The sequence below is a fragment of the Burkholderia sp. ABCPW 11 genome (genome assembly GCF_001523445.1).
In the GTDB taxonomy this organism is placed as follows: Bacteria; Pseudomonadota; Gammaproteobacteria; order Burkholderiales; family Burkholderiaceae; genus Burkholderia.
In genome coordinates, this window is sequence record NZ_LOVM01000008.1 from 48,049 (window position 1) to 60,789 (window position 12,741).

Annotated in this window: 10 protein-coding genes; 4 read left to right on the forward strand and 6 right to left on the reverse strand. The window is 66.3% G+C overall.

Annotated elements, in window-relative coordinates; translation table 11 throughout:
* The first annotated feature begins 22 nt into the window (after nt 1-22).
* Nucleotides 23-352 (forward strand): DUF3579 domain-containing protein, encoded by a 330-nt coding sequence (locus WS61_RS04275; RefSeq protein WP_059499388.1) that lies wholly within the window; start codon nt 23-25, stop codon nt 350-352.
* 239 nt (nt 353-591) lie between these two features.
* Nucleotides 592-1,443, forward strand: a complete 852-nt coding sequence (locus tag WS61_RS04280) for an alpha/beta fold hydrolase (protein ID WP_059499389.1) — start codon at nt 592-594, stop codon at nt 1,441-1,443.
* A 339-nt stretch (nt 1,444-1,782) separates the two neighbouring features.
* Here the strand turns inward: WS61_RS04280 and opcM are convergent, their stop codons facing one another.
* Genes opcM through WS61_RS04300 form a run of 4 tightly spaced genes read right to left on the reverse strand, consistent with a single transcriptional unit; the run spans nt 1,783 to nt 8,670 of the window.
* Nucleotides 1,783-3,318, reverse strand: a complete 1,536-nt coding sequence (gene opcM, locus WS61_RS04285; RefSeq protein WP_059499621.1) for a multidrug efflux transporter outer membrane subunit OpcM — start codon at nt 3,316-3,318, stop codon at nt 1,783-1,785.
* A gap of 10 nt (nt 3,319-3,328) precedes the next feature.
* Nucleotides 3,329-6,514, reverse strand: a complete 3,186-nt coding sequence (ceoB, locus tag WS61_RS04290) for a multidrug efflux RND transporter permease subunit CeoB (RefSeq protein ID WP_059499390.1) — start codon at nt 6,512-6,514, stop codon at nt 3,329-3,331.
* A gap of 46 nt (nt 6,515-6,560) precedes the next feature.
* Nucleotides 6,561-7,778, reverse strand: a complete 1,218-nt coding sequence (ceoA, locus tag WS61_RS04295; RefSeq protein ID WP_059499391.1) for a multidrug efflux RND transporter periplasmic adaptor subunit CeoA — start codon at nt 7,776-7,778, stop codon at nt 6,561-6,563.
* A gap of 31 nt (nt 7,779-7,809) precedes the next feature.
* Entirely contained in the window at nt 7,810-8,670 is an 861-nt protein-coding gene (locus WS61_RS04300) for an alpha/beta hydrolase (RefSeq protein WP_034206051.1), read from the reverse strand.
* Between the two features lie 173 nt (nt 8,671-8,843).
* Here WS61_RS04300 and ceoR point away from each other — a divergent pair, with 173 nt between their 5' ends.
* Together ceoR and WS61_RS04310 are read left to right on the forward strand one after the other, a co-directional pair.
* A complete protein-coding gene (gene ceoR, locus WS61_RS04305; RefSeq protein WP_059499392.1) occupies nt 8,844-9,848 on the forward strand; it encodes a putative multidrug efflux transcriptional regulator CeoR in 1,005 nt (334 codons plus the stop codon).
* Nucleotides 9,849-10,264: 416 nt separating this feature from the next.
* Nucleotides 10,265-10,558 carry a DUF4148 domain-containing protein gene (locus WS61_RS04310; protein ID WP_059499393.1) on the forward strand — a complete coding sequence of 98 codons (294 nt, stop codon included), beginning with the start codon at nt 10,265-10,267 and terminating at the stop codon, nt 10,556-10,558.
* 212 nt (nt 10,559-10,770) lie between these two features.
* On the opposite strand, the gene WS61_RS04315 is transcribed toward WS61_RS04310, so the two are convergent.
* Together WS61_RS04315 and WS61_RS04320 are read right to left on the reverse strand one after the other, a co-directional pair.
* Nucleotides 10,771-11,850 carry a purine nucleoside permease gene (locus WS61_RS04315; RefSeq protein ID WP_059499394.1) on the reverse strand — a complete coding sequence of 360 codons (1,080 nt, stop codon included), beginning with the start codon at nt 11,848-11,850 and terminating at the stop codon, nt 10,771-10,773.
* Nucleotides 11,851-12,080: 230 nt separating this feature from the next.
* On the reverse strand, nt 12,081-12,674 hold the full coding sequence (locus WS61_RS04320) for a LysE family translocator (protein ID WP_059499395.1): 594 nt from the start codon (nt 12,672-12,674) through the stop codon (nt 12,081-12,083).
* Nucleotides 12,675-12,741 lie beyond the last annotated feature (67 nt).

A 12,741-nucleotide genomic window follows, 5' to 3' on the forward strand; every position in this document is an offset into this window, starting at 1 on the left:
ACGAGAGGATACGCACATCGGCATGGATCGCATCGACATCACCGAACGGGGCCGTCTCGCCGGCCACCTGATCCGCGGCGTCACGCACGCGCGGAAAACCTTTCGCCCGAGCGACTGGCCCGAGCGGCTCGCGGGCGTCATCACGCTGTTCGTCGGCGAACGGCGGCCCGGCTATCCGTGCGCGCTGTCACGGCTCGCGATGCCGGTCGTCGACGGCGGCGTCAAATGCCTGTTCGTGTCGGACGAATTGCGCGACGTGTGCGCGGATGCGTTCGACTTCGCGATGCGGTTTGCGGCGGACAATGATCTGCCGGTCGAGGTTCGGAGCGCGCCGGTGTTAGCGGTGCGCTGACCGGCAAACCTTCCCTTTCCCAAGGCCAAGGTGCGTGCGTGGAGGCCGTCGCACGCCCTTTCAGCATCGAAATGATTCGTCGGATGATTGAAGGCTTCGGCACATGAGCACGCTCCGACAAGGGTTTCCGGCGAAGCCATCAATAAAATTGATCGTCGCGATGAAAATTATGCGTTTTGCTTGCAGCTCGCCGTGATGCATAGTTGCGTCGTGTTGACGCACCTTTGAGTCTTTCAGTCATGAACATGCGAATCGAGCCGTCCGTGCTCGCGAACCCCGACCTGCAATTTGCGACGCTTTCGTCAGGCATCAGCCTGCCGTATGTCGAGCGGGGCAGCGGCGCGCCGATGGTGTTCGTTCACGGTTCGCTGTGCGACTACCGTTACTGGGATCCGCAGCTCGCATCGCTGTCGGCTCATTACCGCTGCATCGCGCCGAGCCTGAGTCATTACTGGCCGGCCGTCGAAGCGGGCATCCAGGACGAGTTCAGTTGGCAGAACCACGTCGACGAGCTCGCCGAATTCATCGACGCGCTCGATCTCGGCCCCGTGCATCTGGTCGGTCATTCGCGCGGCGGCAGCGTCGCGTTCAACGTCGCACGTCAACATCCGCACCTCGTCGAATCGCTGACGCTCGCCGATCCGGGCGGCCCGCTCCAGCAACCCGGCGTGCGCGAAGCCGCGCTGCCGGCCGCCGCGCTCGCGCTGCGCACGAAAGCCGTGAACCTGATCGAGCAAGGCGATGTCGAGGCCGGCCTCGAGATGTTCGTCGATTCCGTGAGCCTGCCCGGTGCATGGAAGAAGAGCACGTCGCGCTTTCGCACGATGGCGATCGACAACGCGAGCACGCTGCCGAAGCAGCTGCGCGATCCGCTGCCCGCCTATTCGGCCGAAACCGCAGGCGATATCGCCTGCCGCACGCTGTTGATCGACGGCCAGCGCAGCCCGAAGATGTTCCGCCACAACGTCGACACGCTGTCGCAATGGATCGGCAATGCACAACGGCAGACCGTCGCCGGCGCATCGCACGGGATGAACGCGGCAAGCCCCGCGGTGTTCAATCGTTACGTGCACGAGTTCGTCGCGACGTAACGCGATCGGGCGGGGTTCGTTCCGCCCGTCTCCCCTTCTTTCCTGAAGTCCCTCAGCAATGCACGCATTGCGCTTCACCACCAGCCGCCGCGCGTAGCCGCGGTACCGGTGGTCGATGCTCGCCGACTCGACCGTTAGTTGCAACTACCGCACTGTCGCTGCGGCAGTCTGAATCGCCATCCGCGACCGATCACGAATTGCATCGGTGCGTAGCCGTGCAACCGCACGCAGGCGCGCTGCCTGTAAAAAAACCCGATCCGCGTCGCCACGGATCGGGTTTTCCTTTTCGACATGCGGCCGTATCGGCCGCCGTCGCATGGCGCTGCGCGCCACTGATACTCAACGCGCAGCCACATCCTCCTTGCCGGTCGCCGCACCGCCGACCGCCGTCGGCGCCGCACCCCACCCGCCACCCAACGCACGGATCAGGTTGACGGTCGACACCGCCTGCGCCCCCGTCAACTGGTTCGCCTGCAATTGCGACTGCAATACCGAGCGCTCGCTGTCGATCACGTCGAGATACGCGACTTCGCCTTCCTGATACTGCGTACGCGACAGCTTCGCCGCCCGGCGCGACGCGTTGACGGCGGCATCCTGCGCGCGGATCTGGTCGTCGAGCAGGCGCAGATCGGCGAGATTGTCCTCGACCTCGCGGAACGCGACGAGCACCTGCTGCCGGTAGTTCGCGACCTGTTCGTCGTACTGCGCGCGCGCCTGCTGCACGCCGGCCGCCCGTCGCCCACCGTCGAACAGCGGCAACGTCAGCGCGGTGCCGGCGAACGGCCCGAGCAGGAACGTGCGGCTCGACCACAGGAACAGGTTGCCGAGCGTCGACGCCTCATAGCCGAACGATCCGGTGATATCGAGCTTCGGGAAGTACGCCGACTTCGCGAGCCCGATCCGTGCGTTCGCGGCCGCCATCGCGCGCTCGGCCGCCGCCACGTCCGGGCGGCGTTCCAGCAGCGCGGACGGCAGGCCCGGCGGAATCTTCACCGCGACCGGCACGATCGGCGTTTCCTTGAACGCGAAATCCGCGGGCGCCTTGCCGAGCAGGATCGCGAGCGCATGCTCGGACGCCGCGCGCCGGCGCGCGACGCCGACCGCATCGGCCTGCGCGCTGGCCAGTTCGTTCTTCGCGCGCGACACGTCGAGCTCGCTGATGTCGCCTTCGTTGAAGCGGCGTTGCACGAGATTCAGCGCCTGCTGACGCAGCTCCACCGTGCGGCGGTACAAATCCTGGTCCGAGTCGAGCTGACGCAGCTCGAAGTAGTTCTGCGCGACGTCGGCCTGCAGGGCGAGCTGCACCGAGCGGAACAGCGCTTCGCTCTGCGCCTGGTCGGCACGCGACGCCTCGACGTTGCGGCCGACGCGGCCGAACAGGTCGGCCTCGTACGACACCGTGCCCTGCGCGCGCCACAGCGTCGCGTTGGTCGGGCCCGTGCCCTGCGGCTGGAACTGCGATGCCGACGACAGCCCCTCGCGCGTCGGCCCGAACCCGGCGCCGATCTGCGGGAACCATTGCGAGCGCGCCGAACGGGTCGCCGCACGCGCTTCCTCGACCCGCGCGGCCGCGGCCTTGAGGTTCTGGTTCGCGGCGAGCGCCTGCGTCTCGAGCGAATCGAGCACCGGATCGCCGAACACCTTCCACCATTCGCCGCGATGTTCGCCGTCCGACGGCTCGGCCGTCTTCCACGTGCCGGCCTGCTCGCCGGCAGCGAGGGTCGGCGCTTCCTTGAACGCGGCGGGCGCCGCCGCATCCGGACGCTTGTAGTCTGGGCCGACCGCGCACGCGGCGAGCAGCGTCGCGAGCAGGGTGCTCGCGGCCGCCACCTTCGCGAAACGCATCAGGCCATTCGTGTTGTGCAAGTCATTCATTTTCTGGTCCTCAAGCATCGGGCGCCGGTACGCCGTACCCCGTCGAATCCTTGCCGGCGACGTGGATCTTGCCGCCCGCGAGCGTACGCAGCACGACGTAGAACACCGGCGTCAGCATCAGCCCGAACAGCGTCACGCCGAGCATCCCGAAGAACACCGCGACCCCCATCGCATGGCGCATTTCCGAACCGGCGCCCGTCGACGTGACGAGCGGCACCACGCCCATGATGAAGGCGATCGACGTCATCAGGATCGGGCGCAGCCGCAACCGGCTCGCCTCGATCGCGGCCTCGAGCGGCGTTCTGCCGTCGTGTTCGAGCTCGCGTGCGAATTCGACGATCAGAATCGCGTTCTTCGCCGACAACCCCACCAGCACCATCAGGCCGATCTGCGTGAAGATGTTGTTGTCGCCCTGCGTGAGCCACACGCCCGTCAGCGCCGACAGAATGCTCATCGGCACGATCAGGATCACCGCGAGCGGCAGCGTCAGGCTTTCATACAGCGCGGCAAGCACGAGAAACACGAGCAGCACGCTGATCGGGAACACATACATCGCCGAATCGCCCGCGAGGATCTGCTGGTACGTGAGGTCGGTCCACTCGAAGCGCACGCCGCGCGGCAGCGTTTCGTGCGCGATGCGTTCGACCGCGGCCTGCGCCTGCCCCGACGAGAAGCCGGGCGCCGGGCCGCCGTTGATGTCGGCCGCCGTGTAGCCGTTGTAGCGCACGACCATTTCCGGGCCGAACGTCGGCGTCACCGTGACGAGCGACGACAGCGGCACCATCTCGCCACGGTCGTTGCGTGTCTTCAGTTGCAGGATGTCGTCCGCGCGCTGGCGGAACGGCGCATCGGCCTGCACGCGAACCTGGTACACGCGCCCGAAGCGGTTGAAGTCGTTCACGTACAGCGAACCGAGATACACCTGCATCGTGTTGAACACGTCGGTCACCGGCACGCCGAGCTGCTTCGCCTTCACGCGATCGAGATCGACGTTGAGCTGCGGCACGTTGATCTGGTAGCTCGTGAACAACGGGCCGAGCTCAGGCGCCTGCTGCGCACGCTTGATGAAGTCGTTGGTCGCATCCGACAGCTTCGCGTAACCGACCGCGCCGCGATCCTCGATCTGCATCTTGAACCCACCGAGCGTACCGAGGCCGAGCACCGGCGGCGGCGGGAACACCGCGACGAACGAATCCTTGATCGCGCCGTATTTCTGGTTCAGCGCACCGGCGATCGCGCCGGCCGACAGCGCCTTGCCGTGCCGTTCCGAGAACGGCTTCAGCGTGACGAACACGATGCCCGCGCTCGAGCTGTTGGTGAAGCCGTTCACCGACAGCCCCGGGAACGCGACCGCGCTCTCGACGCCTGGCTGCTTCAGCGCGATCGAACCCATGTCGCGGATCACCTTCTCGGTGCGGTCGAGCGACGCACCGTTCGGCAGTTGCGCGAACGCGATCAGGTATTCCTTGTCCTGCGCGGGCACGAAGCCGCCCGGCACGACCTTCGACACCAGCACCGTCGCCCCCACCAGCACGAGGTACACGCCGAGCATCAGCGTCTTGCGCGACAGCACGCCGCGCACGCCGCGCCCGTAGTTCTCCGCGCCGCGATGGAACACCTTGTTGAAACGGCGGAAGAAGCCGCCGAGCACGCGGTTCATCACGCGCGTGAGCCAGTCTTCCTTGTCGCCATGGCCCTTGAGCAGGATCGCGGACAGCGCCGGCGACAGCGTCAGCGAGTTGAACGCCGAGATCACCGTCGAGATCGCGATCGTCATCGCGAACTGCTTGTAGAACTGGCCGGTCAGGCCCGACATGAACGCGAGCGGCACGAACACGGCGACGAGCGTCAGCGCGATCGCGATGATCGGCCCGCTCACTTCCTGCATCGCCTTGTAGGTCGCCTGCCGCGCGGTCATCCCGTTCTCGATGTTGCGCTCGACGTTCTCGACGACCACGATCGCATCGTCGACCACGATCCCGATCGCGAGCACCATCCCGAACAACGACAACGCGTTGATCGAATACCCGAACGCCAGCAGCAACGAGAACGTGCCGACGATCGACACCGGCACCGCGATCAGCGGAATGATCGACGCGCGCCAGGTCTGCAGGAACACGATCACGACGATCACGACCAGCGCGATCGCCTCGAGCAGCGTGTGCACGACGGCCTTGATCGACGAACGCACGAACTGCGTCGGGTCGTAGACGATCTTGTAGTCGACGCCCGCCGGCATGTCCTGCTTCAGCTCGGCCATCGTCTTGCGCACTTCGTCGGAGATCTGCAGCGAGTTCGCGCCCGGCGATTGGTTGATCGCCATCGCGACGGCCGGCTTGTTGTCGAGCAGCGAGCGCAGCCCGTATTCGGACGCGTCGAGCTCGATCCGCGCGATGTCGCGCAGGTGCGTGACGCCGCCGTCCGGCGTCGTCTTCACGACGATGTCGCCAAACTCTTCTTCCGTCTGCAGACGGCCGCGCGCATTCACCGACAGCTGCAGCGGCGTGCCGGGCAGCGACGGCGATGCGCCGATCACGCCGGCCGCGACCTGCACGTTCTGCTCGCGGATCGCCTGCACGACGTCCTCGGCCGACAGCCCGCGCTGCGCGACCTTCTGCGGATCGAGCCACACGCGCATCGCGTAGTCGCCCGAACCCCACAGCTGCACCTGGCCGACGCCCTGGATCCGCGACAGGCGATCCTTCACGTTGATCAGCGCGTAGTTGCGCAGGTAGGTCATGTCGTAGCGGTTGTCCGGCGAGATCAGGTGGACCACCATCGTCAGCGTCGGCGAGCTCTTCACCGTGGTGATGCCGAGCCGCTGCACGTCTTCCGGCAGGCGCGGCAGCGCCTGGTTCACGCGGTTCTGCACGAGCTGCGTGGCCTTGTCCGGATCGGTGCCGAGCTTGAACGTGACGGTGATCGTCATGTTGCCGTCGCTGTTCGCCTGCGACTGCATGTAGAGCATGTCCTCGACGCCGTTGATCTGTTCTTCCAGCGGCGACGCGACCGTCTCGGCGATCACTTTCGGGTTCGCGCCCGGGTACTGCGCCTTCACGATCACGGAAGGCGGCACGACTTCCGGATATTCCGAAATCGGCAGCAGGAACATCGCGATCACCCCGCCGAGCAGGATGACCACCGATAGGACTCCTGCAAAGATCGGCCGGTCGATAAAGAATTTGGAAATGTTCATGTGTGGCTCTGTCTGGTTGAACGCGGATGCGAAGCGGGCGCGCCGCTTACGAATCCGCCTTCGCCGGTGCGGCCGGCTTCGCGGTGTTCGCGAGCGGCGCGGACGGCTCGTCGCCGCCCGTCATCGGGACCATGTGCGGCTTCACCTGCTCGCCGGGGCGCACGCGCTGCGTGCCGTTCACGATCACGCGATCGCCGGCGGCGAGACCGCTGACGATCACGCGCCGGTTGCCGTGCTGCATCCCCGGCTGCACTTCGCGATACGACACGCGGCCCTGCTGGTCGACGACGAACACGAACTTCTTGTCCTGGTCGGTGTTGATCGCCGCGTCGTCGACGAGCAGCGCCTCGTGCGGCGCGCTGCCGCCCACCTTCACGCGCGCATAGAGGCCCGGGACGAGCGTGCCGTCCGCGTTGTCGAAGCGTGCGCGCACGCGGATCGTGCCGGACGACGTGTCGAGCCGGTTGTCGACCGAATCGATCTCGCCGCTGCGCGAGTAGCCGGTTTCGTTGGCAAGGCCGAGCTCGACCGGCACCTTGCGGCCGCTGCGCGCGCCGTTGATGTATTGCAGGTAGGTCTGCTCGTCCGCATCGAACGATGCGTAGATCGGCGACACCGACACCAGCGTCGTCAACGGCGCGGCCGATGCGCCGGCCGACACGACGTTGCCGAGCGTGATTTCCGCGCGCGACACGCGGCCCGATACCGGCGCGGTGATGCGCGTATAGCCGAGGTTGATGCGCGCCGTTTCCAGCGCGGCTTCGGCAGCCTTCAGGTTCGCGCTCGCTTCGCGTGCCGCGTTCTGCTTTTCGTCGTAGTCGCGCTTCGCGATCGCGTTGTCGCCGATCAGCCGCTGCGCGCGCTGCCAGTCCGTCTGCGCGTAGCCGTTGCGTGCCTGCGCGGCCGCGAGCTGCGCGGCCGCGCGGTCGACTTCCGCCTGATACGGGCGCGGGTCGATCACGAACAGGACGTCGCCCTTCTTCACGAGCGCGCCGTCCTTGAAGTTCACCGCGACGATCGTGCCCGACACCTGCGGGCGCACGTCGACTTTCTCGACCGCTTCGAGACGGCCCGAGTAGCTTTGCCAGTCGGTCACGGTCTGCGGCACGACGGTCGCGACGTCGACTTCGGGCAGCGGCGCCGCCGCTTTTTCGGGTGCGTTCGCGTTGACGCGCATCGCGCCGAACGTGCCGAGGCCGACGACGGCGAGCGTGACGATCGCCGCGGTCGCGATTCGGGAACGGGTGGTGCGTAGGATGGCCATGTGGATCTCCAGTAAGCGTGGATTGGTCTGGTTATTCGGAACGGTTCGGCTGGCGCGCCTGGAAGCGGCACTGGAAGAAGCGCACGGCTTCCTCGAACGCGGCTTCGTGCGTGGCGAGCGCGGCGTGCGTGATGTCCGGATAGCGGATCACCTGCGTGAGCACACCCGACGAAATCAGGCAGCCCGCATATTTCTCCGCTTCGACGTGCAGCACGTCGTTCTGCGCGGTGACGACGAGCGTCGGCGGCAGCCCCGCGAGGCGCACCGATTCGATCGGCGCCGCGTACGGGTGCATCCGCTGCGCCGCCTGCGGCAAGTACGCGCGATAGCAGGCCGCGCATTCGCGCGCGGTGATGTCGGACGCGAGGCGCTCGGCGTCGCCGATGCGCGTCATGCTCGGGTCGAGCATCGGCCCGAACAGCGCTTGCGCGACGATCGACACTTCGCCGCGGTCGCGTGCGATGAAGGCCAGGCAGTTCGCGAGCTGGCCGCCCGCGTCGTGCCCGGCGACCCCGATCTTCTTCGGGTTGCCGCCGAACGCGCGGGCGCGCGTCGCGGCCCAGACGGCGGCGCGATACGCATCCTCCGGCGCGGCCGGAAAAGGAAAGGCCGGCGCGAGCGAATAATCGACCGACACTACGAGAGCTGGTAAGCGTTCTGCTAAAAAGCGCGCGGCGAAGTCCGCGTCTTCGAGCGAACCGCGGACGAAGCCGCCGCCGTGGAAATAAAGCACTACTGGCAACCCGGTCTTGTCCGGGCGGCGGTAGAGGCGCAGCACGATGTCCTGTGCGTAGCCGGGAATTTCGACTTCGGCCACCGTCAGTGCCGCGCCCGCCATGGCTTGCGCGGGCAATGCGGCTTTCAGGAATTTGCTGAATTCAGAAGCGTCCATGACGATGCAGCATCCATTTCGAGATGGAACGAATTCTGGGTCCGGCAGACATTGGGATAAATGCCTATAATCCGGCAACACAATTCAACGCCCCCGAACAATCCGAGGCTGCGTTTACCCACGAGGTAGCGCAGCCTTGTCGTTCGCGGGCTCATTAGATTGCGGAGGTTGTGATGGACCGGCTTCAGGCCATGCAGGTGTTTACTCGCGTCGTCGATACAAGCAGCTTCACCAAGGCAGCAGAAACGCTCGGCTTGCCGCGAGCGTCCGTCACGACGATCATCCAGAATCTCGAAGCATTCCTCGGCGTACGGCTGATGCACCGGACCACGCGCCGGCTCTCCCTCACGCCGGACGGCGCCGCCTACTACGAACGTTGCGTGCGGATCCTCGCGGACGTCGAGGAAACCGAAGCAAGCTTCCAGGCCAACAACCGGAAGCCGCACGGAAAGTTGCGTATCGACATGCCGGGCTCGATCGGGCGGCTGCTCGTGATTCCGTCGCTGTGCGAGTTTCATACGCGCTATCCGGACATCGACCTGCAACTCGGCCTGTCCGATCGGCCGGTCGACCTGCTGCAGGAAGGCGTCGACTGCGTGATCCGCGTCGGGGCGCTGCAGGATTCGTCGCTCGTCGCACGCCGCGTCGGCCTGTTCGAATGCGTGACGGTCGCATCGCCCGACTATCTCGAGCGCCACGGCGAGCCACAGACGATCGACGACCTGAGCCAGCACAAGGCCGTCAACTACTTCTCGAGCCGCACCGGCCGCACGATCGACTGGACGTTCCTGATCGAAGGCAAGGAAGTCGAGATGAAGATGGAGGGCATCGTGTCGGTGAACGACGCGGATGCGTACGTGACGTGCGGAATCGAGGGCTTCGGCCTGATCCAGCCGCCGCTGTTCATGGTGCTGCCGCACCTGCGCGAAGGCCGGCTCAAGGAAGTCCTGCCCGGCGTCAAGCCGCTGCCGATGCCGATCTCGGTCGTGTATCCGCACAGCCGTCATCTGTCGCCGAAGGTGCGCGTGTTCGTCGACTGGATTGCCGAGGTGTTCGACCGGTGCCCGCTGCTGAGCGGCAAGGGCAGCCTCGACGCGACGTGCAGCAAGCGCACGTTCGAGGAAGCCGAGCGCGCGCCGGTGCTCGATACGCCGGTCATCAACGAGTGGGTCGCATAATCGACCGACCTCCACGCGCGGGCCGCAGCGCCCGCGCGCCATCCTGCCTGAGCGCGGCCTGGGCACGCCTTTCGCGCGCGGCGCCGCGATCCTTCCCGAATCCGCAGTAAATCCTTGCGCGGTGTGCGGCAATCGGCCGCGTGCGTCGTTGCGTGTCGTTGCGCGTCGCCGCCGCCCCTCCCTGCGAAGCCCGTGCCGCGGAACTCCCGGCCATTTCCGCATAACCCTGCCGGCGGTGCGGATGGCGATTGTTCCACTGACACGACAATTCAATTCGCGCCTGCTGCATTTATCGCGACGGAACGGCAACCTAGAGTAAACCCTGTCGCGCACCTCGTTGCGCATCGAACAGATCCCGCCCGCGGGACCGGAGTCAGCGCTCAGGCGCGCGCTCCGACATCTCCAGGAGTTACGCCATGAACCGCCGCCATCTTCTCTCGGCCCTTGCGCTCACGCTCGCCGTGTCCGCATCGGCCTTCGCCGATTCGGACACCCCGCACGCCGGCAACTACGGCAACACGTCGTGGTACACGCAGCACAACGGCCCGCGTACGCGCGCCGAAGTGAGCGCGGAAGTCGAGCAGGCACGCAAGGACGGCACGCTCGCGTACCTGCGCAAGGCGACTTCGTATCCGCAAGGGCTCGAACTCGCGCAAGGCCCGTATCGCCCGATTCCGGAAGGCAACCAGCTCGCCGGCGGGGGCCGGTAAACGCACGACGCCGCGCAGCGGATTGCCCGGTGCGCGGCGTCTCGAACGACGTTGTCGACGACTCGTCGAGTCAGTCAGTTAGTTGCAGGAGTACATGATGAACGACCCACTTCCTTCGCCGCTCGATCACTGGGACGACACGACTCCGGTGTGGACGCCGTTCCGTTCGGCCCCGCAATCGCATTGACGCCGGCTGAATCATCGTCCGGCCGTCAACGGCGCGGCACGCCGTCGCGCCATTCGCCCCAGTGCGTGACGATGTCCTGCACCAGCGGATTGCCCGCGCGGTACAGATTTTCGGTCGCCGGGGCGAAACCGCCCTGGTCCGCGTAGTTCAGCAGGTTGTCGGCGCTCGTCTGCCCCGCGTACGGCCGATCGAAATCGGACCCCGTGCGCAGCACGGCCACGCGCGACAGGTCGACCCGCTTCACGCTCGCCGCGCGCTTGAGCGCTTCGTACGTCGCGTTGTCTTCCTGCGCGGTCATGCAGTAGGTGCCCTTGCCGTCCGTCAGGATCTTGGTCCACTGGCGTGCGCGCTCGCCGATCAGCGTGCCCGAGAACCACGTGTTGCCCGATGACGTGTCGCACTGGATCACCGTCGGCGGCCGGTTTGCCGGCGCATACGTGAACTTCGCACGCGCGGCCTGCGCCTGCGCGCTGTCTGCCAGCACGACGTTGCGCGACAGCGCGTAGGCGGCGTCGGTCAGTTGCGGGTTGAGCTGGAACACTTCGGTGCGATAGTCGAGCGGCGGCTTGTCGTTCGGGCTCTTCGTGTTGATGCCGAGATAGCCGGTGTTCCAGCCGGCCGGAATCTCGCGCGCATCGAGTTCCCACTGCAGGCTGAAATCGACGAGGTATTTCGACCACGCGGCCGATCCGACCGTACCTTGCGCGGGGTCGACGCCCGCGATGCCCGAGACCAGGAAATACGTGCGGCGCAAATCGAAGCGTTGCGAGAACGTGAGCGCCATGATCGTCGCCGACGCATTCGCATAGCCCATGCCGGTCGTGACCACGCACACGTCCTGCTTGTTGCAGTGGACAGCCGGATAGTCGGGCGACAGGCCGGGCACGGCGATGTCGCGCCACGGGCCGAGCCGGTCGAGCCACGCCTGGCCCTCCGGCCCGAACATCGTGATGATCATGACCTTGACCGGGCGGCCATGCGAGCCGGTCTCGGCGAATGCCGCGTTGCCGGCATCGTTGCCCTGGTTGTCCTGCGCGATCGACGGCGCGGTCGCGCAGGCGGCAAGCGAGAATGCGGCGGCGGAAAGAATGGAGCGAGTCAGCATCGGCGTTCCTTGTTTCGGTGACGTTGGGTGAGAACGGCTGTCGGAGACTGCGCGACGAGTATAGAACGGGCATGCGCGATGCGGAACCCGACTACGAAACGACTGGCGATGTTTCGTGCGAACGGATGCGTGTTGCGCGACGGAAAATCGCGCGTTCGTCACCGCCTTTAAAACATCAGGAATGCTATCGGGTTCGTCGCCGCGTGCGACGTCGGCTGCTTCGCGCCGCGCTACACGCGCATCAGCCCAGCCACGCCGTAACCGAGCACGACGAGTGCGGCGACTACATGGCTCGCGGCGAGCCACCCCGGCGATTTCACGAAGCGCCCGATCGCGCTGCCGCCGAACGCGAACACGAGCTGCCCCGCCAGGCTACCCGCAAACACGCACGCGGCGCCGAACAACCAGTGCCGATGCGCACCGGCGGCAGCCGTCGCATAGCCGTAGAACAACAGGATGGTCAGCGGGTTCGCGAGCGTGACGAAGAACATCGACATGAACGGGCGATCGCCCGGGGGCGGCGCTCCGTCGCCGTCGAGCGAGCGGCGCCGGTCACGCAGCGCCTCCCACAGCATCCGCGCGCCCATCGCGAGCAACACGAGTGCACCGACCATACGGAACAGCGCCAGATGCGACGCAAGCGTGTTCGCGAGCATCGCACCGATCGTGAACGCGACGATTGCATAGCAGCCATCGGCAGCGGCTACCCCGATCGCCGCGCGCACGCCGGTCGCCGTGCCGGCGCGCATGCCGTAATTCGCGATCATCAGCGCGACGGGCCCGACCGACAGCGCGATCGTCAGCCCGAACAGGAAGTCGCTCATCGGTCGTCCAGCGCATCAATTCAATACCGTCGATGAAAGACATCGATTCCAGCGACGTCGAAACGAT

Excerpts from the sequence above, each read along its gene's own strand:
- WS61_RS04275 (WP_059499388.1), top strand. The coding sequence starts at position 23 with ATGGATCGCATCGACATCACCGAACGGGGCCGTCTCGCCGGCCACCTG.
- WS61_RS04280 (WP_059499389.1), top strand. The coding sequence starts at position 592 with ATGAACATGCGAATCGAGCCGTCCGTGCTCGCGAACCCCGACCTGCAA.
- opcM (WP_059499621.1), bottom strand. The coding sequence starts at position 3,318 with ATGAATGACTTGCACAACACGAATGGCCTGATGCGTTTCGCGAAGGTG.
- ceoB (WP_059499390.1), bottom strand. The coding sequence starts at position 6,514 with ATGAACATTTCCAAATTCTTTATCGACCGGCCGATCTTTGCAGGAGTC.
- ceoA (WP_059499391.1), bottom strand. The coding sequence starts at position 7,778 with ATGGCCATCCTACGCACCACCCGTTCCCGAATCGCGACCGCGGCGATC.
- WS61_RS04300 (WP_034206051.1), bottom strand. The coding sequence starts at position 8,670 with ATGGACGCTTCTGAATTCAGCAAATTCCTGAAAGCCGCATTGCCCGCG.
- ceoR (WP_059499392.1), top strand. The coding sequence starts at position 8,844 with ATGGACCGGCTTCAGGCCATGCAGGTGTTTACTCGCGTCGTCGATACA.
- WS61_RS04310 (WP_059499393.1), top strand. The coding sequence starts at position 10,265 with ATGAACCGCCGCCATCTTCTCTCGGCCCTTGCGCTCACGCTCGCCGTG.
- WS61_RS04315 (WP_059499394.1), bottom strand. The coding sequence starts at position 11,850 with ATGCTGACTCGCTCCATTCTTTCCGCCGCCGCATTCTCGCTTGCCGCC.
- WS61_RS04320 (WP_059499395.1), bottom strand. The coding sequence starts at position 12,674 with ATGAGCGACTTCCTGTTCGGGCTGACGATCGCGCTGTCGGTCGGGCCC.